This is a genomic window from Prochlorococcus marinus str. MIT 9401 (genome assembly GCF_000760095.1).
GTDB lineage: Bacteria > Cyanobacteriota > Cyanobacteriia > PCC-6307 > Cyanobiaceae > Prochlorococcus_A > Prochlorococcus_A marinus_I.
The window spans coordinates 1-21,861 of the sequence record NZ_JNAR01000013.1 but is presented as its reverse complement, the minus strand read 5'-3'; the positions used below and the strand labels follow the sequence as shown (position 1 = coordinate 21,861).

Annotated in this window: 26 protein-coding genes, 2 tRNA genes and 1 pseudogene; 14 read left to right on the top strand and 15 right to left on the bottom strand. The window is 32.2% G+C overall.

Annotation, left to right across the window (positions count from 1 at the left end; all coding sequences use genetic code 11):
* Window positions 1-65: 65 nt before the first annotated feature.
* Window positions 66-326, bottom strand: coding sequence for a hypothetical protein (locus EV01_RS04400; RefSeq protein WP_011376025.1), 261 nt, complete (start codon window positions 324-326; stop codon window positions 66-68).
* 29 nt (window positions 327-355) lie between these two features.
* Complete coding sequence (locus tag EV01_RS04405) at window positions 356-2,056, bottom strand: NFACT RNA binding domain-containing protein (protein ID WP_032517625.1); 1,701 nt, start codon at window positions 2,054-2,056, stop codon at window positions 356-358.
* 74 nt (window positions 2,057-2,130) lie between these two features.
* Here EV01_RS04405 and gmk point away from each other — a divergent pair, with 74 nt between their 5' ends.
* Window positions 2,131-2,685 carry a guanylate kinase gene (gmk, locus tag EV01_RS04410; RefSeq protein ID WP_032517593.1) on the top strand — a complete coding sequence of 185 codons (555 nt, stop codon included), beginning with the start codon at window positions 2,131-2,133 and terminating at the stop codon, window positions 2,683-2,685.
* Window positions 2,686-2,699: 14 nt separating this feature from the next.
* Here gmk and psaJ read toward each other — a convergent pair whose 3' ends face one another.
* Together psaJ and EV01_RS04415 are read right to left on the bottom strand one after the other, a co-directional pair.
* On the bottom strand, window positions 2,700-2,834 hold the full coding sequence (gene psaJ, locus EV01_RS0108905; RefSeq protein WP_011862490.1) for a photosystem I reaction center subunit IX: 135 nt from the start codon (window positions 2,832-2,834) through the stop codon (window positions 2,700-2,702).
* A 28-nt stretch (window positions 2,835-2,862) separates the two neighbouring features.
* Window positions 2,863-3,417: a photosystem I reaction center subunit III gene (locus EV01_RS04415; protein ID WP_025955313.1), complete on the bottom strand. Its 555-nt coding sequence runs from the start codon at window positions 3,415-3,417 to the stop codon at window positions 2,863-2,865.
* Window positions 3,418-3,491: 74 nt separating this feature from the next.
* Between EV01_RS04415 and tsaD the strand changes: the two genes are divergently transcribed.
* The 3 genes from tsaD to EV01_RS04430 all read left to right on the top strand — a co-directional run bounded on the left by tsaD (window position 3,492) and on the right by EV01_RS04430 (window position 6,108).
* On the top strand, window positions 3,492-4,562 hold the full coding sequence (gene tsaD / locus EV01_RS04420; protein ID WP_032517594.1) for a tRNA (adenosine(37)-N6)-threonylcarbamoyltransferase complex transferase subunit TsaD: 1,071 nt from the start codon (window positions 3,492-3,494) through the stop codon (window positions 4,560-4,562).
* Window positions 4,563-4,567: 5 nt separating this feature from the next.
* The gene (locus EV01_RS04425) at window positions 4,568-4,744 is read left to right on the top strand and encodes a hypothetical protein (RefSeq protein WP_032517595.1); all 177 of its coding nucleotides are present in this window, start codon (window positions 4,568-4,570) and stop codon (window positions 4,742-4,744) included.
* Between the two features lie 164 nt (window positions 4,745-4,908).
* Entirely contained in the window at window positions 4,909-6,108 is a 1,200-nt protein-coding gene (locus EV01_RS04430; protein ID WP_032517596.1) for a cation:proton antiporter, read from the top strand.
* On the opposite strand, the gene gltX is transcribed toward EV01_RS04430, so the two are convergent.
* The 6 genes and pseudogenes from gltX to EV01_RS04460 form a co-directional block, all read right to left on the bottom strand.
* Window positions 6,105-7,544, bottom strand: a complete 1,440-nt coding sequence (gene gltX / locus EV01_RS04435; RefSeq protein ID WP_032517626.1) for a glutamate--tRNA ligase — start codon at window positions 7,542-7,544, stop codon at window positions 6,105-6,107. The two genes, EV01_RS04430 and gltX, sit on opposite strands and share 4 nt — an antisense overlap.
* An 18-nt stretch (window positions 7,545-7,562) precedes the next feature.
* Window positions 7,563-7,636 (bottom strand) — tRNA-Asp (locus EV01_RS04440).
* A gap of 146 nt (window positions 7,637-7,782) precedes the next feature.
* The gene (locus EV01_RS04445; RefSeq protein WP_002807701.1) at window positions 7,783-7,977 is read right to left on the bottom strand and encodes a hypothetical protein; all 195 of its coding nucleotides are present in this window, start codon (window positions 7,975-7,977) and stop codon (window positions 7,783-7,785) included.
* A 34-nt stretch (window positions 7,978-8,011) separates the two neighbouring features.
* A tRNA-Trp gene (locus EV01_RS04450) sits at window positions 8,012-8,084 on the bottom strand.
* Between the two features lie 53 nt (window positions 8,085-8,137).
* Window positions 8,138-8,491 (bottom strand): annotated as a pseudogene (rplS, locus tag EV01_RS04455) (50S ribosomal protein L19); the annotation flags it as partial.
* A 149-nt stretch (window positions 8,492-8,640) separates the two neighbouring features.
* The gene (locus EV01_RS04460; protein ID WP_032517627.1) at window positions 8,641-8,949 is read right to left on the bottom strand and encodes a PepSY domain-containing protein; all 309 of its coding nucleotides are present in this window, start codon (window positions 8,947-8,949) and stop codon (window positions 8,641-8,643) included.
* 91 nt (window positions 8,950-9,040) lie between these two features.
* Here EV01_RS04460 and map point away from each other — a divergent pair, with 91 nt between their 5' ends.
* Window positions 9,041-9,880 (top strand): type I methionyl aminopeptidase, encoded by an 840-nt coding sequence (gene map / locus EV01_RS04465; protein WP_032517598.1) that lies wholly within the window; start codon window positions 9,041-9,043, stop codon window positions 9,878-9,880.
* Between the two features lie 6 nt (window positions 9,881-9,886).
* On the opposite strand, the gene EV01_RS04470 is transcribed toward map, so the two are convergent.
* Complete coding sequence (locus tag EV01_RS04470) at window positions 9,887-10,603, bottom strand: SDR family oxidoreductase (RefSeq protein ID WP_032517599.1); 717 nt, start codon at window positions 10,601-10,603, stop codon at window positions 9,887-9,889.
* Window positions 10,604-10,751: 148 nt separating this feature from the next.
* Here EV01_RS04470 and EV01_RS04475 point away from each other — a divergent pair, with 148 nt between their 5' ends.
* The 5 genes from EV01_RS04475 to EV01_RS04495 all read left to right on the top strand — a co-directional run bounded on the left by EV01_RS04475 (window position 10,752) and on the right by EV01_RS04495 (window position 14,110).
* Entirely contained in the window at window positions 10,752-11,861 is a 1,110-nt protein-coding gene (locus tag EV01_RS04475; protein ID WP_032517600.1) for a phosphotransacetylase family protein, read from the top strand.
* 25 nt (window positions 11,862-11,886) lie between these two features.
* Window positions 11,887-12,399, top strand: coding sequence for a DNA recombination-mediator protein A (locus EV01_RS04480; RefSeq protein ID WP_032517628.1), 513 nt, complete (start codon window positions 11,887-11,889; stop codon window positions 12,397-12,399).
* 67 nt (window positions 12,400-12,466) lie between these two features.
* Window positions 12,467-12,964, top strand: coding sequence for a YajQ family cyclic di-GMP-binding protein (locus tag EV01_RS04485; protein WP_032517602.1), 498 nt, complete (start codon window positions 12,467-12,469; stop codon window positions 12,962-12,964).
* Between the two features lie 25 nt (window positions 12,965-12,989).
* Entirely contained in the window at window positions 12,990-13,205 is a 216-nt protein-coding gene (locus EV01_RS04490; RefSeq protein WP_032517603.1) for a hypothetical protein, read from the top strand.
* A gap of 101 nt (window positions 13,206-13,306) precedes the next feature.
* Complete coding sequence (locus tag EV01_RS04495) at window positions 13,307-14,110, top strand: prohibitin family protein (protein ID WP_032517604.1); 804 nt, start codon at window positions 13,307-13,309, stop codon at window positions 14,108-14,110.
* Between the two features lie 61 nt (window positions 14,111-14,171).
* Here EV01_RS04495 and hemL read toward each other — a convergent pair whose 3' ends face one another.
* On the bottom strand, window positions 14,172-15,473 hold the full coding sequence (hemL, locus tag EV01_RS04500) for a glutamate-1-semialdehyde 2,1-aminomutase (RefSeq protein WP_032517605.1): 1,302 nt from the start codon (window positions 15,471-15,473) through the stop codon (window positions 14,172-14,174).
* A gap of 229 nt (window positions 15,474-15,702) precedes the next feature.
* Window positions 15,703-16,548, bottom strand: a complete 846-nt coding sequence (xth, locus tag EV01_RS04505; protein ID WP_032517817.1) for an exodeoxyribonuclease III — start codon at window positions 16,546-16,548, stop codon at window positions 15,703-15,705.
* Between the two features lie 71 nt (window positions 16,549-16,619).
* Here xth and EV01_RS04510 point away from each other — a divergent pair, with 71 nt between their 5' ends.
* The 4 genes from EV01_RS04510 to EV01_RS04525 are packed head-to-tail and all read left to right on the top strand — an operon-like array spanning window position 16,620 to window position 19,783.
* Entirely contained in the window at window positions 16,620-16,904 is a 285-nt protein-coding gene (locus tag EV01_RS04510) for a hypothetical protein (RefSeq protein WP_032517815.1), read from the top strand.
* A gap of 39 nt (window positions 16,905-16,943) precedes the next feature.
* On the top strand, window positions 16,944-17,540 hold the full coding sequence (locus tag EV01_RS04515; protein WP_032517814.1) for a hypothetical protein: 597 nt from the start codon (window positions 16,944-16,946) through the stop codon (window positions 17,538-17,540).
* Window positions 17,541-17,597: 57 nt separating this feature from the next.
* Complete coding sequence (gene larC / locus EV01_RS04520) at window positions 17,598-18,830, top strand: nickel pincer cofactor biosynthesis protein LarC (RefSeq protein WP_032517813.1); 1,233 nt, start codon at window positions 17,598-17,600, stop codon at window positions 18,828-18,830.
* Window positions 18,827-19,783, top strand: a complete 957-nt coding sequence (locus EV01_RS04525) for a hypothetical protein (protein WP_032517812.1) — start codon at window positions 18,827-18,829, stop codon at window positions 19,781-19,783. Before larC ends, EV01_RS04525 begins: the two co-directional genes overlap by 4 nt.
* Here the strand turns inward: EV01_RS04525 and EV01_RS04530 are convergent.
* Window positions 19,780-21,318: an ABC transporter permease gene (locus EV01_RS04530; protein ID WP_032517811.1), complete on the bottom strand. Its 1,539-nt coding sequence runs from the start codon at window positions 21,316-21,318 to the stop codon at window positions 19,780-19,782. The two genes, EV01_RS04525 and EV01_RS04530, sit on opposite strands and share 4 nt — an antisense overlap.
* A gap of 26 nt (window positions 21,319-21,344) precedes the next feature.
* Window positions 21,345-21,861 (bottom strand): GTP-binding protein (locus tag EV01_RS0108900; RefSeq protein WP_241433449.1); only part of this gene is annotated, 517 nt, incomplete at its 5' end.

Here is a 21,861-nt window from a genome sequence, read left to right as displayed (position 1 = left end):
ATTGTGTAAGAAAAAGTTTTAAAACTACTATTGTCAAAGTCCAATTTATTTTTCGATAAACTTAATTATTTGCTCAATTTAGGATTAGTTGGATCTGGTAATAAGAAAGGAGGGGCATCATTTAAAGATGATTCACCATAAGTTTCATATTCTCTATATCCACCCATTTTCCCATTTGTTTTCATTAAAGCGCTTACGAAGGCAAGTAATAAGAAAACAGTAGGAGCTCCAATTATTAATGCAGCACCAAATAGATATCCAACAATAAATTCTGGAAAACTATGATTTCCTAAAAATTCATGAGTGCCTAAAAGAAAATCAAACATTTAGATTTAAAAATTTTTTTTATTATAAACTAAATTACTGTTTTAAGATTTTTTTTAATGTAATCTTCTCCTCTTGTAGGATTTCCCCAAATAATTTCTCCATTTTTAAAGGAAACGCAACCAGGCCCTCCGTTTTTGATTTTTTGCAAATCTTTAATCTTTACTAAACTAATTGGAACTTTAATGTTTCTTTTTGCCTTACTAAATAAAGCAGCTAAATCTGCTGCTATTTGAAGATCTTGTTCAGATGCTACTTGAGATGAAGACTTCAAAACTACATGACTGCCTGGTGATTCCTGTGCATGAAACCATAAATCGCCTTTTTTTGAGAACTTAAAACTTATTAAGTCATTTTGCCTCATATTTCGCCCTACCTGAAGCTTCAATCCTGTGGGAGTCTCAACTTGAATTGGTGAAGACTCTATCTCATGTGTACTTTTCTGATCATCTCTTTGCTTCTTGATATTGATATTAAACTCGTTACAAATTTCTTCCATAATTTCTTCAAGTAGTTTGATTCTCATAAAAAGTTTTTCATTATTTAAAGAATTTAAATTTTCTAGAAGCGTAGTGAATTCGTCTAACCTCTCTATATTTGTTTTGTAAATATTTAACCTTTCTTTTATTAATTCTCTAGATCTCTTTAGTTTTTTTGATTTTTTATATAGTTTTTGTCCTTTTATAATGTCTTGTTTTTTAATTTCGTGTGAGGAAAATATGTTATCAGCTTTTTCTTTATATAACTCGTAGTTTTCTGATTTTGTCAGAAGATCATATTGAATATTTAAATTTTTTTTCTCAGTATTGGTCTGTTTAAAAATTATCCCTTCAATTTTCTTTTCCAATAATTCAAGTTTTTTTTGTTTCAGATGGTAATCATAATAATTCTCTAAACTTGTGCATAAATCTATTTTATTTTCGCAATTAATTTCTTTATCAAAAAACCAAACGCAATAAAAATCTTTGTTGAATGCAGAAAAGTTAAAGTTATTGTTTTTAAACCTGTTTATCCAAATCTTCCAATTTTTAAATATCTCCTTTAAGTCTGAGTTGCTAACTAAATCAATATTTTTTTCCATTATTTCTGAATTAACGGTTGCGCTAACAACCTCTAATTGTTTTGTGAGGATAGGGCTTACTCCTTGATAGGTATTTATTAAACAGTATTTCAAAGACTCAGGTACTATTGAAATTGAGTCTTTCCATGATTGAAAAGACTCATCTTCTCTTGGTTGTTTTTTGAGATTGACTGGAGGGCCAGAATAAATTGATCCTGTTGAAATTGTTCTAAAACTAGATTGACTTGATTTAATTTGTTTACCAACGGCAATTATTTTATATTTATTATCCAGATAAAAAATATTACTATGTTTTCCCATTAATTCAAAAACTAAATACTTATTAATTTCATCTCCAGGTTTTTTCGCAAAACTAAATTTTATAACTCTCTCGAAATCATCTTGATCAATCGAAATTAAAGCCATATACTTTAATCCGTATCTTATTTGTTTAGAAAGTGTGCTTTCTCTCCCAATCTTTTCTGGCTTGTTTATCTTTAGTATTCTTGGAGAGTCTCCATTCCATGAAACTTCTAACCATGTTTGAGAATCAACTCCTCTGAAACATAATTGAATTGTATTAGGCTCTGGTTGTTGGGCAGTCTCAAACTTTGTAGGTAAGATGTTCTTTGTCAAATAATGCAAGACAGACCTAATAGATGTAATATCCATTATCTGTGGAACACCTTTTTGCATTATTCCTTATTTAATTCACAAGATGTTTATTTTACTGTAAAAAATTTAATATGAAAAATCAAAAAAAACTTATTATCCTTACTGGACCAAGCGGGGTAGGCAAAGGAACAGTTGTTAAAGAGATATTAGGTAAAGAAAAAGATTTTTGGCTTTCAATATCTGCAACTACTAGAGAACCTAGAGAGGGAGAGAAGGACGGAGAAAATTATTATTTCTTAAATCAAGAAAAGTTTAAGGAAATGATTGAACAAAACCTTTTCCTTGAATGGGCTCAATTTGCTGGAAACTACTATGGAACGCCTTTGTCTTCTGTTAATGAGAAAATAAAAAAGGGATTTACTGTACTACTTGAAATTGAAGTAGAGGGTGCAAGGCAAATAAAAAATAAGTTTCCTAATTCACTATCAATATTTTTACTTCCTCCGGATAAAGAAGAGCTAGAGAAAAGAATAAGAAATAGAGGTACAGAAAAAGAAGAGGCAATTAAAAAAAGACTCTCAAGGGCTAATTATGAGATTTCTGTATCAAATCAATTTGATTTTGAATTAATAAATCACAATGTTGATGAAACAGCAAAAAAAATAATCAAGTTAATAAAAACTTGATTATTTTTTCTTAATCAACTCATTGGATGGAATAATAAATCTGGGAAAAACCTATTAAATTCAATAATTATTCCAGCTGTAAGGCTTAGCCAAATTGCTGCTACCACTGGAGCAGATCTGACAAATTTTGTGTTTAGAATTTTGAACATTTTTTTTATGAAAATTTTTTAAGGATGTTTAGCGAGGACCATTAAGTGTAATGTTGTTATCTTTCTCTCTTAAATCTCCATTTCTACCTTGTTTATTTGCAAGAAGAGGCCATTGAGCTCCTTTGATAAGACATTTTCTGGCTAAGTCTAGGTCAATAATGATTTCAAGATCTGCTGGGTTCTTAGTCTTTTTTGATTCAATGAGATACTCTCTTCCTGACCAACCTATAATTCCAGCAATGTAAATGAACAATACTCCGGGTATAAGTAAATCTCCTTCATGACCTCTATTTAAAAGGGCTCCCCATGGCTCAAGAGGAGGTCCAATTATTAAATGTGGAAGGCCATCATCTCCGCATGATGCTTTTCCATATCTTTCAAATCTTGCGATGTCTTTTTGGGTAGTCGCAGAATTTGCTCTCTCGATGAATTTAGGATTTTCAGAGCATTTTGTTAGGGCTGATGCGGTATATTCTGTGCTAGCTCTGTCAGCGTTTAGAGCAGGTCCATTAGCAGCTAAAGCAATTGGAGTAATTCCTAGGAACAGAAAAACCGAGGTTATTATTGAAAAAAAGAATTTCATAAGTTGCAATCTTTAATTCCTTAGAGTGTGTTAAGTAAGAAATTAATATTAAAATAGAACAAGTTGAATCAAATATGCGCAAAGTTTTAGCTATTGAAACAAGTTGTGATGAGACATCTGTCTCAATAGTTTCTAATATTGGTGATACTTTTAAAATACACTCAAATATAATTGCATCTCAAATTGAAGATCATTCAAAATGGGGAGGAGTTGTTCCTGAACTTGCAGCTAGAAAGCACTTAGAGTTATTACCTTTTGTTTTAGAAAAGGCTTTAACAGAATCAAAAATCACGATTGAGGAAATTGACTATATTGCATCAACTGTGGCTCCAGGATTAGTTGGATGTTTACGAGTTGGCTCTATAACTGCCAGAACACTTTGCATTTTACATTCAAAGCCATTTCTGGGAATTCATCATTTGGAGGGACATTTATCTTCAATTTTATTTTCTGAAAATTATCCAAAGAAATCCTTTCTTACATTACTTGTTAGCGGCGGACATACTGAATTAATAAAGGTTGATGATAGAAGGGGAATGGAGAGACTTGGTAAAAGTTTTGATGATGCAGCTGGGGAAGCTTTCGATAAAGTTGGAAGATTATTAGGCTTGAGTTATCCAGGAGGACCTGCAATTGAAAAGATTGCAAAAAATGGGGACCCTATGAAGTTTAATTTACCAAAATGTAGGATTTCTGATAAAAAGGGGGGATTTCTTAAATATGATTTTTCCTTTAGTGGGCTAAAAACTGCTGTATTGAGACTAGTTGAAAAAATAAATTTAGATGAGAAAACCATCCCTATTGATGATATCGCAGCAAGTTTTGAGAGAGTAGTGGCAGAAGTTTTGGTAGAGAGAACTATAAAATGTGCAGAAGATCATGGCTTGGATAATGTTGTTGTGGTTGGGGGAGTGGCTGCTAACAATACATTAAGAAAAATGATGATTAGTGAAGCTTGTAAAAAATCTATTAAAGTTCATTTAGCTCCCCTTAATCTTTGTACAGATAATGCGGCGATGATTGGAGCAGCGGCGTTGTTCAGGATCAAATTTAAGGATCATTTAAGTTCCCTAAATTTAGGTGTCTCTGGGAGACTATCAATTGAACAAGCAAATACCCTTTATAAAGAAAATCCTCCTTTCTAACTCCAATGAAAAAACAACCTAAAATTGAGATTAAAGAGAAAAAAAACTTTGTTGATAAAAATGAACTAAATCTATGGAAAAGGGGTTTTACCCCTCAAGCTGAAATATGGAATGGAAGAATGGCAACTATAGGTATAGGAATAATTTTTATTATTTTTGCTTTAATAAGCCAAGTTTCTTAATAGAAATCAAATTCATTTGACTTGAAAGTAATTTTAAGAAATTTAATTAAATTAAGTTTTGTTCAGCTTATTAATTAAATTAAAAAGTATTGTATTTAATGGACTTGCGATAAGATTATTGATTTAATCAAAATAATAAATATTTTTATTATTTATAAATTTGTATGACGCCTGAAAGGCTCGGATTACTTTGGGGAATAACTGTATTCGCAGGAGCTTCTGCTCGATTATTTTCTTCTTTGACGGGATTCCCCAGTGTCGTTATTTTATTGCTTTCTGGATTATTTGTTGGAAGATCAGGTTTGGGATTGGTTGAACCTTTAGACCTAGGACAAGGACTTGAAACAATTGTAGGGCTATTAGTCTGCTTAGTTCTATTTGAAGGAGGATTAAATTTAAAACTCCCTGAAGGGAATATAAGAAATACTGTTTTGAAAATTTCATTTGTAAGACTTTTTATTTCATTATCTGCTGGAATTTTTATTGCTCATTGGCTGGCTGGCCTTTCATGGCAAGTTGCAGGAATTTATAGTGCCATAGTTCTTGCTACTGGGCCAACAGTTGTCTCGCCATTAGTTGAACAAATAAAATTAGCTTCTCCTCTCTCGGAAGTTTTAAAAGCTGAAGGGTTGTTACTTGAACCAATAGGTGCAGTACTAGCATTATTACTGTTAGAGCTAACCTTAGGGGATCTACGTGGGATTAACGATGTATTTATTGCATTAATGCAAAGATTAGGGGGCGGAGTTGGAATTGGATTAAGTGCAGGATGGTTACTATCAGAAATTTTAAAAAAAATAAAAAATGAAGCCTCATTTGGTATCGAGCTTCAAGTTACCCTTGGATTTATTTTTCTTGTGTATGGGATTTGTGAATATTTTTTGCCAGAATCAGGTTTGCCTGCATCAGTTGCGGCAGGTTTTATTGTTGGCAAAAGAGAAGTAATAGATAAAGAGAGATTGGATAATCTTATAGGCGAATTAGCTCAATTAGCAATTACAGTTCTTTTCCCTCTTTTAGCAGCTGATGTTTCTTGGAGTGAATTAAGTCCGCTGGGTTTGGGAGGAGTTATTTGCGTTTTAATGTTAATGGTAATTATTCGTCCCATCTCTATCTGGATAGCAACTATGGGAAGAGAATTAGAATTTAAAGAAAAAGTATTTTTAGCGTGGTTAGCTCCAAGAGGGATTGTTACTGCGGCGGTAGCCTCTCTTTTTTCTATCAGATTAGAGCAGGCTGGTATCCTTGGAGCCGGACGCCTTCAAGGTTTAGTGTTCCTTACTATATTGATGACAGTAGGAATCCAAGGCCTTACAGCTAAACCTTTGGCTAATCGGCTTGAATTAGGCCAAAAAAAAAATTAGATTGATTTAAGACATCTTTCAATTCTGGTCATATCACTTCTAGTCTCCGAGAGAAGTTCCCAACTTTGAATTAAATCTGGTCCACTGAGAGAGCCAAAAAAGGCCACTCTTAAAGATTTCATTAAAATCCCCTTTTTAATATTATTCATTTTTGAGATTTCGTTTACTATTTCTTTTGCTTTCTTTTGATCTAGTTTTGTTGTATTTTGCTCAGTTAAATAGTTTAAGATTAGTTGAAGAGACACTTTACTATCATTTTGTTCAAGAAAATCTTGTCCTTCTTTTTGAATTTGAGGTAACAAGAAAAATGGTTTTGATTGATCGATTGAGTCATTTAAAAGGATCATCGAGTCTTTAATCAAAATTGTTAGTTTAGTAGCCCATTCTTGAGATGGAGATTTCCAACCCATACTATCCCAGTATTTCATTAATATCTCACTTAACTTTACTGACTCCATGTTTTTAATATATTGAGAATTAATCCAGTTTAGTTTTTCCCAACTGAATTTTGCTCCAGCTTTGTTTACATCTGATAAGTCAAAAATTTTAGATATCTCATTAAGTGAAAGTATTTCACTCTGGGGAGATTTTGGAGACCAACCCAAAAAGGCCATGTAGTTCGCTAAGGCCTCAGGTAAATATCCCATATCTCTAAATTCATCGATTGAAGTAACGCAATCTCTCTTGGATAATTTTTTCCCTTCAGTATTAAGTATTAACGGTGTATGTGAAAAAGTTGGTATTTTGAAATCTAAAGCTTCATAAATCAATATTTGTTTTGCTGTATTAGATATATGGTCTTCACCCCTCACTACATGTGTGATATTCATGAAATTATCATCAACTACAACTGCAAGATTATAAAGAGGATCTCCAATTTCATATCCCTTAGCCCTTCGTGATAAAACTAAATCACCACCCAAGTCCTTCCCTTGCCATTTGATTTCACCTCTTATCAGATCTACCCATTTTATTTGTATTTTTTCATCGATTTTGAATCTTATTACGGAAGTCCTTCCTTGGGATATGAATGTCTCAATTTCTTCTTTTGAAAGATTTCTGTGCCTATTATCATGCTTTGGAGGCAATCCTTTCTTTTTTTGTTCTTCCCTTAATTCATAAATTTCATCTTCTGTAGTAAAGCATCTATATGCCGCACCTGTTCCTAATAGCTTTTTAATATATTTTTTGTGAATTGAAATTCGGTTACTTTGCTTTACAGGTTCTTCATCCCATTTAAGTCCAAGCCATTTCAACCCCTCTAATATATTTATTGTGTATTCAGATTTAGATCTAAGAAAATCTGTATCTTCTATTCTGATGAGGAACTTTCCGCCTATGTTTTTTGCAAACAACCAGTTAAATAATGCTGTTCGAGCTGTACCAATATGAAATAAACCCGTTGGACTTGGGGCTAATCTTAAACGTTTTTCCAAATTATTTTTTAGAAAAAACGGGACCGACGGGATTCGAACCCGCAACTTCCGCCGTGACAGGGCGGTGCTCTAACCAGTTGAACTACGGTCCCAGAGTTTGTTCTAAACTTTTTAGAACGTTATTCTTAAAATTATCAGATCATAATACTTTATTAGTGTTGTTGTAATAAAAAAATTTTTAATTTGAGGATTTAAAGAAATTGTTAGTTTTTTAAGCTTCCTTAAGAAAAAGGGATATTTATTTTTGCGGTCTAAATCCGGCAGGTTCTATTAACCTCACTTGGTTACCTCTGGCGGTAAATTCTCTGCCTTGGTCACTTTGTACGACAACTCTTCCACCAGACTTAACTCTAATGACTCTGGCACGAACCCATCCTAAAGCCGCTGATTCGAGGACTTTAACTACGTCCCCAGGTTGAAGATCTAACTCCATCTGATAAAAAATGATTTACTATATGTTGATCAAACGCGTCGTGGAGGACTTGAACCCCCGACATCAGGTTTTGGAGACCTGCGTTCTACCAACTGAACTAACGACGCATTTGTACGATTATAAGCGCCTTTGTGACCAATAAGTTGATTAATTTACAACTTTATCGATCAAAGCGTTGTTTTACGCGAGTAGCTTTTCCTACTCTATCCCTTAGATAGAATAATTTAGCTCTTCTTACTTTACCTCTACGTTCAACTTTTAGAGAAGCAACTTGTGGACTATGTAGCATAAATACTCTTTCAACACCTATGCCTTGGAAAATTCTTCTAACTGTAATTGTCTCGTTGAGGCCTCCATGTCTTTTTGCTATTACAACACCTTCATAGGGTTGGACTCTTTCTTTGTTACCTTCAGTAATTTTCACTCCAACTTTAACAGTGTCTCCAACATAAATTTCAGGTAATTCTTTTTTTAATTGTTCATTTTCAAATACCTCAATAATTTCGGAAACACTTATGGTTTTTGTACCTTCAGAAACCAATTTTTTTTCCTCTTTTTTAGCTGCCACATCGATTGACTCGTCAGCTTGCGTACCGGTTTCTAATTCAATTTCTTGATTCTCTTTAGCCATTTTGGTCTAATTTGTCCTACAAGTGTTATATCTTAACCTTTTGTCTCGCCTTTAGTAACCTTTTTAGTAAATGAAATTGTTTTTGAAAACATTTGGAATCCTGTGATAAGCATCCACAAAACTCCCAGGGAATTCAAAATTACATATATTAATTCTCCATTATCTCCAAGCCATTCGCCCTCATGTAGGGACATTAACCAATGAACTTGATCTCTAGAGTAACCTAATAAATCTTTTGAAACCCTATAGAGGAGGCCGGTAATTGAAGATATAAATAATGGAAGAAATACCCAAGGCGCCAAAGTTTTATGAAATTGCCTAGAATTAGAGAATAATTTCATTCCTGTTTCCAATTGTTATTGATAGATTTAAGGTAGCCAAGATCATAATGGCTATTTTGATGATGTTTAACTATTACTATTATTTATTCCAATGAGACATTTTGCAGATCTTTTATTAAATAAGAACAATTTTAAAAGTAATGATCAAGTTCCTTTTATACAAAGGAGAAGAGGGATTGAAATAAAATCTGCACGTGAAATAAATTTGATGAAACAATCTAGCAGGATAGTTGCAACAGTTTTGAGGGAAATTAGTGACTTAATTAAACCTGGAATGAGCACTAAGGATTTAGATGATTTCGCAGAAAAGAGGATAAAAAGTTTCGGAGCTGTGCCAAGCTTTAAGGGCTACCATGGTTTCCCTTCTAGTATTTGTTCAAGTATTAATAATGAGGTTGTCCACGGGATACCAAATAAAAATAAAATAATCAAAAAAGGTGATTTAGTAAAGATTGATACAGGGGCTTATTTACACGGCTTCCATGGAGATAGTTGCATATCTATCTGTGTTGGAGAAGTTAGTTCAAAGGCCCAACATCTTAGTGACGTAGCATTTAAGGCTTTATATGCGGGGCTTTCAAAAATTAAAGCAGGTAATACACTTCTCGATGTTGCTGGGGAAATTGAAGATGTGGTGATAAAAAATGGTTTTAGCGTCGTTGAAGATTACACAGGCCATGGTGTTGGAAGAAATCTTCATGAAGAACCATCTGTATTTAATTTTCGGACTAAAGAATTACCTAATGTAGTCCTTAGGGAAGGAATGACATTGGCTGTGGAACCTATCGTTAATGAAGGAACTAAATTTTGCAAGACATTGAATGATGGATGGACTGTTATCACAAAAGATGGAAAATTATCAGCGCAATGGGAGCATACAATAGTCGTTTTAAAAGATGGTATTGAAATATTGACGGATAGAGATTTCTAAACACTATTAAGTGTATTTATAGATTATTTTGCAATACAAAAAATTAAAGAATTCTTTGAACGGGAAAAGTATGTAGGTTAAAGGATTTGGACTAATTATTATCAAATAATTATTTGAATTAGCTAAATCATAAATTTTTTTAGAGACAAATTTGGGACTCATAATTCCAATAGGGTTTAATTTTGATTTAAAAGGCCCTAGGATTATTTTTCTGATAATAAATTTTTTCTTACTATCTTTTCCCAAAAGATTTTTCTTGAAAGAGACCAATTTCCCAATAAGTGACTTACTGATCTCATATGATGGATTAAGTGCTGGTAATATTTCTGCTTCAGATGTGTTTATCCAAATCTCTTTTTTTGTTGAAGATTCATTTTTTAGAGCAATATCTTCAAATAAATTTAAAAATTTGAATTTGCTTAATGCATTTATTTTTATTGAATTTTCGTAATTGATGTTTTCTCTACTCAGATTATAAATTCCGTGGTTCAAAATTAAAATATCTATCTTTTTTAGATGCTTTTTTAATTTCGATTCTTTCCCACATTCCCATTTTATCCATTCATTAGGAGATTCAAGATTCATTTCAGAATCAGTATTCCTATGAGTAAATCCGATCACTTTATACCCTTTCTGACGAAACACTTTTATGAGTTCTTTACCTAACGCGCCAGAAGCCCCAGTAATTCCAATAGTTTTTTCTTTTTCCAATGAATTTATCATTTTGTTTGAATTTGATGAAACAATAAAGAACTTAAATAAATTTACCTAATAAAACATTTATTTATTTGATTAAAACTCATAAATAAATATTTGTTTAGTTATGAAAAAAATATTATCTTGAATCTATTGATAAATAATTTACTAAATTATGAGCGATATATTATTAATTGGGTCATGTGAGCCATTTAGTGGTAAGTCTGCATTGGTTCTCGGAATGGCTAAAAGACTCTTACTGGAGAAAAAAAAAGTACGAATTGGTAAACCGTTAGCAACATGTATCGAACTTACAAATTTACCTTCAATGTCTTATGAAGGATTAATAGATGATGATGTAAGGTTCATCGGTTCTACATTAAATATTAAAGACAATAATTTAATTTCTTCAGTCGGATTATTGGATAATATATCTGCTGAAAAAAGAATCTTTAATAAAGATTTACTTCCAGGAATAGGTTATGAGAAGGTTAAGGGATTAGTTAATGATGATTTTGAAGGATTAAATATTTTAGAAGCGGCTGGAAGTCTTTATGAAGGAATGATTTATGGTTTAAGTCTCCCACAACTTGCCGAGAGTTTAAAAGCGAAAGTCTTAATAGTAAATTTATGGGAAGATTGTAAAAGCGTAGATGCATTACTTGATGCAAAAAAACAATTAGGAGATCATTTGGCAGGAGTTGTATTAAATGGAGCTTTACCTCAAGAAATTGAAAAAATTAAAAATGAAATAATACCCTCTCTTAAAGATATAGATATTGAAGTTTTTGGGGTGATGCCTAAATCACCACTTCTTAGAAGTGTCACCGTCGGTGAGCTAGTAAGAAGATTAGATGCCCAAATAATTTGTTGTCCAGAGAAAGATCAATTACTTGTTGAGACACTTAGTATTGGGGCGATGGGTGTGAATTCTGCAATGGAATTTTTTAGAAGAAGACGAAATATGGCTGTAGTTACTGGTGCTGACAGAACTGATATCCAACTTGCTGCCTTGGAAGCTTCAACTCAGTGCCTTATCTTAACTGGTTTGGGAGATCCTTTATCACAATTGATACATAGAGCAGAGGAATTGGAGGTACCAATTTTAAAAGTGGAATTAGACACTCTAGCTGCAGTAGAAATTATTGAACAAGCTTTTGGTCATGTCAGAATACATGAATCAATTAAAGCTTCTTATGCTATTCAATTAGTTCAGGACCATGTGAATCTAAAAAGAATTCTCGAAAAGATTGATTTTCCCTGCAATTTTTCAGATAAATGCTAATTTCAAATATAGGAACCATTTTATTTTGAGTCGCTCTTTAGATCTACCAGCAACCGAAGGCGTTGATGCCTTAGCTCAAGAACTCGCAAAACTCCAGGATAAAGGGAAAAGGAGAATTGCTTTTTTGGGAACTAGACATGTACCAGTTGTTGATATCCATTTGATTGAGTTAATAGCAAGGTCCTTAGCAGAGGAGGGACATAACATTGTTACATCAGGATCTCAAGGTGTAAATGCTACTGTTATTCGAGCGGTTTTAGATATTAATCCGTCATTATTGACCGTATTATTGCCTCAAAGCCTAGATAGACAAGTGCCCGAAATTAAGGATCAACTTGAGAGGGTTATTCATTTGGTTGAAAAAAGTGAAAATGATGAATTGCCATTGCCACTCGCAAGCAGTCTTTGTAATCAAGAAATTATTACAAGGTGTGATCAATTAATATGTTTTGCCTTTCACGATAGTGAAACCTTACTTAATAGTTGTAGATGCGCTGAAGAAATGGGAAAAGTGGTTAGTTTGTTATTTTTTGATTAGATTAATCTATTTTTTCTTATTGAAACCTAATTTATGATAAAAATAATCTTGAGTTTAAAAATTTCCAATGGCAGAAAGTTTTTCATTTGATGTGGTTTCTGATTTTGAGAGACAGGAATTAGTTAATACTTTGGATCAAGTAAAAAGGGAAATTTCTCAACGTTACGATCTAAAAGGAACCGAGACGACAGTTGATTTAGATAAAGAAAATATTTTTTTAACTACTAATAGTGAATTAACCCTAAATGCTGTTACTGACATCATTAGACAAAAGGCAATAAAAAGAAACTTATCTTTAAAAATTTTCGACTATGGTCAAATTGAGATAGTAAGTGGTAATAAAATAAAACAAACAATTTTATTAAAGCAGGGTATTAAACAAGAAATAGCAAAAAAAATTAGTAAAAATATAAGAGATCAAATTAAAAAGATTAATGTAACCATAAATGGAGAAACTCTTAGAGTCTCGAGTAAGAGCAAAAATGATCTTCAATTAGCAATTAAACTTGTTGGAGACTTAGAAGAGTCTTTGAATATACCTCTAAAGGTTAATAACTTTAGATAAAATATTGAATAAGACTATTTTGAATATGGCAGATTTTCCAGCATCCCTTATTAAAGATCTTTTTATGAGGGTAAAAGAATATCCTCGCTTTTCAAATGAAGAAATAGAGAAATTTTGTTGGATGGCAGTGCATGAGCATAAGCATGGAGTTTTGCCTTCTGAATATGATATTAGGGAGATAGATGAGGAACTTTATTTACAACTTTTGCAGGAATTTAAATCCCAAAATCAATTACAGTAAATTTTATTTTTCTTTGAATTATTAAAAAAATATTTTAATTAAATGTCTTACTAATGCACTAATTAATTTATTAAATATGATTAATTAAAAGAAAAAATTTAATGTCAACATCCTTTAAGAATGTAACGCCAACAGGCCCTGGTGGGACAGCCACGTTATTGATTGTACTATCTTTTACTGGCTTTCTTTTACTCACCCAGTCTCTTTTCGTTGTTCCATCAGGACAGGTTGCTGTTGTAACAACATTAGGGAAAGTAAGTGGCCCCTCAAGAAGAGCTGGTTTAAACTTTAAGATCCCATTTATTCAGTCTGTTTATCCATTTGATATTAAAACTCAAGTTCAACCAGAAAAATTTGAAACTTTAACAAAAGATCTCCAGGTTATTAGAGCTACAGCTACTGTGAAGTACTCTGTAAAACCTAATGAAGCAGGAAGGATTTTTGCCACAATTGCGAGCAGAAATAGTGATGTTTATCAAAAAATTGTTCAGCCTTCTCTATTAAAAGCTCTTAAATCAGTCTTTTCTCAATATGAGCTTGAGACAATTGCTACAGAATTTGCAGTCATTTCTGAAAAAGTTGGTGATACAGTTGCTCAGGAACTAAATTCATTTGATTATGTAGATGTTAAAAGTTTAGATCTTACAGGGTTAGAAATTGCTGAAGAATATAGAGCTGCTATCGAACAAAAGCAAATAGCTGGACAACAATTATTAAGAGCAAAAACAGAAGTGGAAATTGCAGAACAAGAAGCTCTTAGATATGAAACTTTAAATAGAAGTCTTGACGATCAAGTACTTTTCAAATTGTTTCTCGACAAATGGGATGGTAGTACTCAAGTTGTTCCGGGCTTACCTGGCTCAGAAGGAGGATCTCCTCCAGTAATAGTTGGAGGCAGAAGATAGTTAACTAATTTACTTCTTCTATTACTCCTAAATTAAATTAATTACTTTTTTAGAAAAAAAATTATTTTTTAATAGCGTTAAAAGATTGATCGAATGCCTCAATAGTTTTATCAATTTCTTCTTCGCTATGTGCTAATGATGTGAAACCAGCTTCAAATGGACTTGGGGCTAGATAAATTCCCCTTTGAAGCATCTCTTTATGCAACTTGCCAAAAAGTTCTGCATTATTAGTTTTTGCCTCATCAAAGTTTCTAACTGGTCCATCACATAAGAAGAATCCAAACATGGCGCTTACACTTCCCCCGTTAATAGCGATACCATTATTTTCTGCTGATTGCATTATCCCTTCAATTAATCTAGAAGTTGTTGTTTCTAACTTCTCATATGTAGCCTCTTGTTTGAGTAGCTCAAGAGTTTTTATTCCAGCGGTCATTGCAAGCGGATTTCCGCTTAATGTACCTGCCTGGTAGACAGGTCCGGAGGGAGCTATCATCGACATTATTTCTTTTTTCCCTCCATACGCACCAACAGGTAGGCCTCCACCAATTACTTTCCCAAGTGTGGTTAAATCAGGAGTAACACCAAATTTTTCTTGGGCACCTCCATAACTTATTCTGAACCCAGTCATCACTTCATCAAAAACTAATAAGGATCCATTTTCAGTCGTTAATTCTCTTAAGCCTTCTAAGAATCCAGGTTCAGGCTTAATAAAGCCAGCATTCCCAACAATAGGTTCAAGAATTACTCCCGAAATAGCATCAGGATTTTCGGAGAATAGTTTTTTAACAGCTTCAAGATCATTGTAGGGAGCAGTAAGTGTGTTGGAAGTTGTTGTTCTTGGAACCCCTGGAGAATCTGGTAATCCTAAAGTAGCCACACCTGATCCTGCTTTCACCAGAAACATATCTGCATGTCCGTGATAGCAACCGTCAAATTTAATAACCTTATCTCTTCCTGTATATGCTCTCATTAGCCTTAAAACAGCCATACAAGCTTCAGTTCCACTATTAACAAACCTAACCATTTCCACAGATGGAACAGCATCTATTACCATTTCTGCAAGTTTATTCTCTAAAACGCATGGAGCTCCAAAGCTGGTACCTTTCTCAATCGCTTCTTGTAAAGCCATCGTCACTTCAGGATGGGCATGTCCACATATAGCTGGTCCCCAACTTCCTATATAGTCAATATATCTATTACCATCAATATCCCAAGCAAAGGGACCTTTGACTCTATCAAAAACAATTGGCTGTCCGCCTACAGACTTAAAAGCTCTTACTGGAGAGCTTACTCCTCCGGGCATTAATTCTTGAGCAGCGGAGAAAATTTCTTCTGATCGGGTGCAATTTAATATGTCAGTCACAATTTAATTAAAAAAAACTTTGAGAAAAATTTTGTCATGTCCTATACAAAGAAATAAGTAAAAATTTTTGTCTATCAGATTGAAATTCTACATTATGATATTTTTATTGCGATATTTTGGAATGTAAATTATTAATTTTTAGGAAATCATCATAGAATCCTACCAAAATTAGTAAAAACTCTTTATTGATGAGGAATCTCAGGGATTAGAGGTACTTTTTTTTTTTTTTTTATATTTCGAGAAAGTTATCCTCCTCCTCATAAAAATGTTCATTTGGGTCATCAAAATTAAGATCAATCATTACTGGTGCATGATCACTTGGACGTGGATTAGTTCTGGGTGAGCTGTCTATCACACAACTTTTGAGTTTTGATGAAAGTTGTTTACTGATGTAGATATGGTCTATTCTCCATCCTTTATTTAATTCATATGCGTTATTACGGTAATCCCACCAACTCCAATGGCCAGTACTTTTTTCAAAAATCCTAAAACAATCTATTAATCTTCCTTTCAGAACATTGTTAAGTGCATTTCTCTCCACTTCAGATGCCATTATTCCTCCTTCATATTTTTCTGGATCATGGATATCTAAGTAAGATGGAGCAACATTAAAATCACCCATAAGACAAATTAATGATCCTTTTTTTTCTTGCTCATCTAAAAAAGAGGCTAAACAATTTAACCAGTTAATTTTGTATTCAAACTTATTAGATTCTAGTGAAGATCCATTAGGCACATAGACGTTGATGATTTTAATACCATTAAAATCAGCAGATATTAATCTTTTTTGATCATGCAGAATTGCGATTTCTTGATCAGAATATATATTACCGTAGAATCCTTTTTTAACATTTTCGGCTTTTTTCTTAGAAATAATAGCAACTCCATTGTATGACTTTTGTCCATAAATCTCTACTGAGTATCCTAATTTTTTGAAAGGTTCAACAGGAAAACTATCATCAATCACTTTTGTCTCCTGCAAACATAGAATGTCTGGATTAACCTGATTAATCCAATTTATTATTTGTGAGAGTCTGGTCCTGATAGAGTTAACATTCCAAGTTGCTATTAACAAATTTCTCCTGAATTATGTAAAATTAAACTAGCAAATAATTTTAGTGTTAAAGAATTTTGAAATTAAATAAAATGAAAAATTATCTTTTTAGTGATCTTTCTAAATCTATTTCTTTGTTAATTTTTTTAATATCTTTAAGTTCCTTTAAAGGTGATTTTCTAAAGGCTGAATATTTATTTGATGAATTGGAAATTAATTCCTCAACCAAAGCAGATAATAGCAGTTCAGCTATTCCAACTAATCCATTTGAAATTGTTGAAATGATTAGGAGACAAAATAGTATGAATGATGCGACTAATCCTTCTGATGCCCTAGACGATGCATTAGAGTCTTTCAAAAATTTGCAGCAAAAATAAGAGATCTCACACGATCAATTATTATTTTTAATTTTTAATATGTTAAAAAATCCTATCCCTCAAGTTACTAATCAATTGCAGTACAGAGCAATTGGTATTATTAATGGAAAATTTACTCCTCACGATGTTGATCAATTAAATAGAGGCTTTTTAACTGATGATAAAGGTGAAAAAATTGAAACAGTGGTACTTGGAAAAGCATTATCACTTTTGAAAAAGTATATCGATCTAAATAAAAATTATTACTGGATTGTTTATCCAAAAAATAAAAATACTCAAAACTTGCATTTACAAGTTGCGGGTATTTGGGATCCTTACCAACTTAATGATTTTCCAAATGATTCTTCAAAAACTAACTTTTCTGAATTGTTAGATGAATTAGATTTAAAAGATAATTATTTTTCTATTAGAGGAGAATTAGTTTTTGTTAACACTAAAAACAAAGAGGTTGTTATTAAAATCTGCTCTTCTTCAAAGTTAAAGAATAAAAAAAATAAAAATTTTAAATTAGTTATAAAAGGGGAGCTTTCTCTTGAACTTTTAAACGATTTTGTAAGTTTAGATGTCAGAAGAGATGGAAATTCTTTGCAATTACTTAAATACGAAGTTATTGAAAAAAAAATCTCAAAAAAATAATTAGAATATAAAGTTGATCTTGATCTCAATCTCTACCAATCAAGAAATCTAAGATTTATGGAAGATGTTTTTATTGAATGTTCTCCTGGCATCTCTGGAGATATGTTGTTAGCGGCTTTTTACGATTTGGGTGTTCCTAAAGAAGTCATTGAACAACCACTTATTGATCTTGGATTAAAGGCTCTATATAAACTAGAGTTTAAAGAATCAAAAAGTTGTTCAATCCGAGGGATTAAGGCGAAAGTTGAGAATATTGATTACAGCCCTATGAAAAGAACTTGGAGAAGTATTAAAGAGCTTATCTCAAATGGTCAAATAGAAGACAAATTAAAGCAAAACATTTATGAAGTATTTGAATGTTTAGCAATTGCGGAAGGAAAAGTTCATGGCATCAAATCTGAGGATGTTCATTTTCATGAAATTGGAGCTATTGATTCATTAGTGGATGTAATAGGGGTATGTGCAGCGTTAAATTATTTAAATCCTAAAAAGGTGTATTGCAATGAACCAACGTTGGGAAAAGGTTTTATTTGGACAGAACACGGAAAATTATCTGTACCAACTCCTGCAGTAATAGAATTAATAAGAAAGAAAAATATTAAAGTCATATCAAGCTTTGAAGACATAGAGGGGGAACTCTCAACACCAACTGGCATTGCTCTACTTGCTAATTTAGTCGACTATCTAGAAACTCCCTCAAAATATTCTATTAACTCATATGGAGTAGGTATTGGTAACCTGAAATTCTCATTCCCTAATTTGGTAAGAGTTTATAAAATTACTTCATTTGAGGATTCCTCTTTTAGCGATAATGAACAAATTAGTCCAAAGTGTGAAGAGATATCTATTCAAGAAGCATGGATTGATGACCAAACACCCGAAGATATATCTAATTTTGTGGAGAAACTAAGAATTGAAGGAGCTTACGATGTTTCTTATCAAGCTATCAATATGAAAAAAAATAGAATTGGATTTTCTATTCAAGCAATCTTGCCCATAGAAAAAAAAGAATTTTTTAGGCGATTATGGTTTGATTATTCCAATACTATTGGGGTTCGTGAAAGGACCCAATCCAGGTGGTTATTACTTAGACGTCGAGGAGAATGTTCAACGACTTTTGGAAATATAAAAGTTAAACAGACTTTGAAACCAGATGGATCAATAACTACGAAGCCTGAAAATGACGAAGTTTTAAGATTGACACTAGAGCAAAAAATATCAGCTGACGAAATAAGAAAAATAATAAACGAGTCAAGCGACAAATTTAAGTCATTTGAAAACTGGAAATGAGATTCAAATTAAGTAATCAATCATATTGGAAATTTCTAAAAAAATTTAAATTTGAAGTTTTAAAGAGTACTTTCTTTATTTCAAGCTTGTTATATTTTTTCATCTATTTTTTTTATAATATTGATCAAATTTCTTTTGATATTAATTTAGAAAAAAATGGAATTAATTTATTTTTATCATTTTTATTTTGTATTATAAGTATTTATCTTAATGCTTTTGCATGGAAATATATTGTTAAATGGTTCGGGAAAGAATTTAAAAATAATAACCTAGTTTCTTTTTATGTTTTAACTAATATTCTTAAATACGTTCCAGGAGGAATTTGGCATTTTGTTGAAAGATTTAATTTTATAAAAAAAATAAGTAATAATCAGATTGCTTTATATTCGACACTTATAGAGCCTTACTTTATGTTGAGTGGCTCTTTTCTGTTGGCATCACTGGGAGTAATTTTTTCACCACTTTACTTTTTTTTAATTTTCCCTTTAGGATTTTTGAATAGGAAATTAGTTTATCTTGTATTAAAAAGATTAGGGTCTATTAAGGGGAAAGTATTTGAAGTTTTGAGACTTGTAAATTCAAAAGACGAATTTGAAAAAAAAATAAATATAGTTTCCTTTTTCCCTGCCAGAGCATTATTACTTGAAATTTGTTTTGTTTTATCTAAATTTATTGGATTTTATATTTGCCTAAATTCTTTTTATACAAGTAATACTCTCAATGTCATTTTTTTATTAGTAATCTTTTCTTTATCATGGGCTATGGGTTTAGTAGTCCCAGCAGCCCCAGGTGGAGTTGGTGTTTTTGAGGCTTGCCTCCTTTTTTTTGTTGGCAAAAGTATTCCTCAAAATATAATCCTCATTACCCTGATTTATTTTAGGATTATATCAACCTCTGCAGATTTGTTGTTAAGCTTACCTTTCTTAATAAGAAAAGTGTCTAAAAGAATTTAGTTTTTTTTCTCTAAACTTGGTATCAATGTCATTGATGCAATAAGGCCTAAAGTCATGATAAGAATGGCCGGTAATATTGCCTCTACCATTCTTTCATCTCCAGCATATTGATATATTCTCACAGATAATGTATCGAAATCGAACGGTCTTAAAATAAAAGTTATAGGTAATTCTTTTATCGTATCAACAAAAACTAAAAGTGATCCTACGAATATTGGCCCTTGGAGAAGAGGTAGATGAATTCTTTTGATGATCCCCAGCCAATTCTCTCCTAGTCCAAGTGCTGCCTCATCAAGACTAGGAGAAATTCTCTCAAGACTTGAATCAATAGAACCTTTAGAGATAGTTAGAAATCGGACAACATAACCCCAAATTAGTAGGCAAATAGCAATAAAATTAAATTTTGAAGAAGAAATGCTTATTAAAGATAAAGCTAATACAGTCCCTGGTATCGCGTAACCTATTCCCGCAAGATTTGTTATTAGTCCTAGTAAAAAGCTTTTATTTGGGCGTCTAGCTAAAGAAATTATTAAGGAGAATAGCATCGCAATTAATGCAGTTAAAAGTCCTAGACTTATGGTCCTTAATGATAGGCTAAGTAATTCTATAGATAACCCTTTTTGAATTAAATCTATATTGAGTAGAACCCAAAAACATGGAATCCCAAAAGAGAAAATTGGAGGAAATAAAGATATAATTATTGCCAAAAAAGCTCTAGTTTTGTTTAATTCCCATCCTTGAGAATCTTTTGATGCAGGATTTTCACTCCACCTCTTTGATTTTTTCCTTGATAACTTTTCGAAAATAATTAAAGTGAAAATCATTAATAAGGCTACCAAAGATAATCCAATAGCACTTTTTGGATTTCCCTCAATTATCCAATTTTCAGCTATACCAGTAGAAATACTTGGTATGTTTAATAATGCAAATGTACCTAACTCATTCATTACTTCCATACACATTAAACTTATTCCTGTTATTAGTGCTGGTAACGCCATTGGGAAAGCGATTTTAAAGAAGCTGCTCCAAGGCCCTACTCCTAATCCTCTACTAGCATTGATTTGATTAACTCCAAATTTATTGAAACTTTCGTTAGCAAGAATGAATACGTATGGATAAGTAGAAATTGAAAGTATTAATACCCCCCACCATAAACCAGTTACTTGATACCCAAAAATACTTCCTAAATCCTGCAAAATAGCTGTTATTAAATATGCTGGGGCAGCTAGTGGAACTAGCTGACAAATACGGAGAACTTTTCTGAACTTAAAATCACAATTTGAAAGTAACCATCCATTCAAAGTTCCTAACCCGCCACCAAAAAAACTTGTAAGTATTAGAACTTTTAAAGTGCCTAATACCTCTTCTCCCCCAGCAATACCTAATGAAAAATTTCCACTAATAATGTAATCAATCCCCTCTAGAAGAAAATTGGAAATTGGAATGATTACTAAGAGTGAAACAATAAACGCAGTGAAATAAAGAAAATTTAATTCTGTTAATGTTTTTTTTAACTCTTTAATGCGTATTTTCAAAAATTAATTAAATCCTAATATGAACTCTAATCTGAATTAAATCTACATGATGATAGTTGATTTTTAATAGTTTGGTGATCTAAGTTTTTTCCAATTAATACTATCTTGTTAGATTTTTCTTTCGTCCATTCCTCATCATCTAGAGAAAAACGCTTTCCAGATAGGTGAAAAATGTGTTTTCTTTCACTTTCCATAAACCATAATATTCCTTTTGCCCTAAATACATTTTGTGAGATTTGATTATCTAAGAAATATTGAAATTTCCTTAAAGAAAATGGTTCAAATGTCTCATATGAAACTGAGGTAAAACCTTCGATATTATTGATCAAATCGTGGGAATGAGAAGAGTGATCGTGTGAATGAGAAGAGTGATCGTGTGAATGAGAAGAGTGATCGTGTGAATGAGAAGAGTGATCGTGTGAATGAGAAGAGTGATCGTGGGAATGAGAAGAGTGATCGTGTGAATGAGAAGAGTGATCGTGTGAATGAGAAGAGTGATCGTGGGAATGAGAAGAGTGATCGTTTGAATTTTGTTCTATATTT

What these genes read in the sequence shown, in the direction of transcription:
- EV01_RS04400 (WP_011376025.1), bottom strand. Translation starts at nt 326, where the DNA reads ATGTTTGATTTTCTTTTAGGCACTCATGAATTTTTAGGAAATCATAGT.
- EV01_RS04405 (WP_032517625.1), bottom strand. Translation starts at nt 2,056, where the DNA reads ATGGATATTACATCTATTAGGTCTGTCTTGCATTATTTGACAAAGAAC.
- gmk (WP_032517593.1), top strand. Translation starts at nt 2,131, where the DNA reads ATGAAAAATCAAAAAAAACTTATTATCCTTACTGGACCAAGCGGGGTA.
- psaJ (WP_011862490.1), bottom strand. Translation starts at nt 2,834, where the DNA reads ATGTTCAAAATTCTAAACACAAAATTTGTCAGATCTGCTCCAGTGGTA.
- EV01_RS04415 (WP_025955313.1), bottom strand. Translation starts at nt 3,417, where the DNA reads ATGAAATTCTTTTTTTCAATAATAACCTCGGTTTTTCTGTTCCTAGGA.
- tsaD (WP_032517594.1), top strand. Translation starts at nt 3,492, where the DNA reads ATGCGCAAAGTTTTAGCTATTGAAACAAGTTGTGATGAGACATCTGTC.
- EV01_RS04425 (WP_032517595.1), top strand. Translation starts at nt 4,568, where the DNA reads ATGAAAAAACAACCTAAAATTGAGATTAAAGAGAAAAAAAACTTTGTT.
- EV01_RS04430 (WP_032517596.1), top strand. Translation starts at nt 4,909, where the DNA reads ATGACGCCTGAAAGGCTCGGATTACTTTGGGGAATAACTGTATTCGCA.
- EV01_RS04445 (WP_002807701.1), bottom strand. Translation starts at nt 7,977, where the DNA reads ATGGAGTTAGATCTTCAACCTGGGGACGTAGTTAAAGTCCTCGAATCA.
- EV01_RS04460 (WP_032517627.1), bottom strand. Translation starts at nt 8,949, where the DNA reads ATGAAATTATTCTCTAATTCTAGGCAATTTCATAAAACTTTGGCGCCT.
- map (WP_032517598.1), top strand. Translation starts at nt 9,041, where the DNA reads ATGAGACATTTTGCAGATCTTTTATTAAATAAGAACAATTTTAAAAGT.
- EV01_RS04470 (WP_032517599.1), bottom strand. Translation starts at nt 10,603, where the DNA reads ATGATAAATTCATTGGAAAAAGAAAAAACTATTGGAATTACTGGGGCT.
- EV01_RS04475 (WP_032517600.1), top strand. Translation starts at nt 10,752, where the DNA reads ATGAGCGATATATTATTAATTGGGTCATGTGAGCCATTTAGTGGTAAG.
- EV01_RS04485 (WP_032517602.1), top strand. Translation starts at nt 12,467, where the DNA reads ATGGCAGAAAGTTTTTCATTTGATGTGGTTTCTGATTTTGAGAGACAG.
- EV01_RS04490 (WP_032517603.1), top strand. Translation starts at nt 12,990, where the DNA reads ATGGCAGATTTTCCAGCATCCCTTATTAAAGATCTTTTTATGAGGGTA.
- EV01_RS04495 (WP_032517604.1), top strand. Translation starts at nt 13,307, where the DNA reads ATGTCAACATCCTTTAAGAATGTAACGCCAACAGGCCCTGGTGGGACA.
- EV01_RS04510 (WP_032517815.1), top strand. Translation starts at nt 16,620, where the DNA reads ATGAAAAATTATCTTTTTAGTGATCTTTCTAAATCTATTTCTTTGTTA.
- EV01_RS04515 (WP_032517814.1), top strand. Translation starts at nt 16,944, where the DNA reads ATGTTAAAAAATCCTATCCCTCAAGTTACTAATCAATTGCAGTACAGA.
- larC (WP_032517813.1), top strand. Translation starts at nt 17,598, where the DNA reads ATGGAAGATGTTTTTATTGAATGTTCTCCTGGCATCTCTGGAGATATG.
- EV01_RS04525 (WP_032517812.1), top strand. Translation starts at nt 18,827, where the DNA reads ATGAGATTCAAATTAAGTAATCAATCATATTGGAAATTTCTAAAAAAA.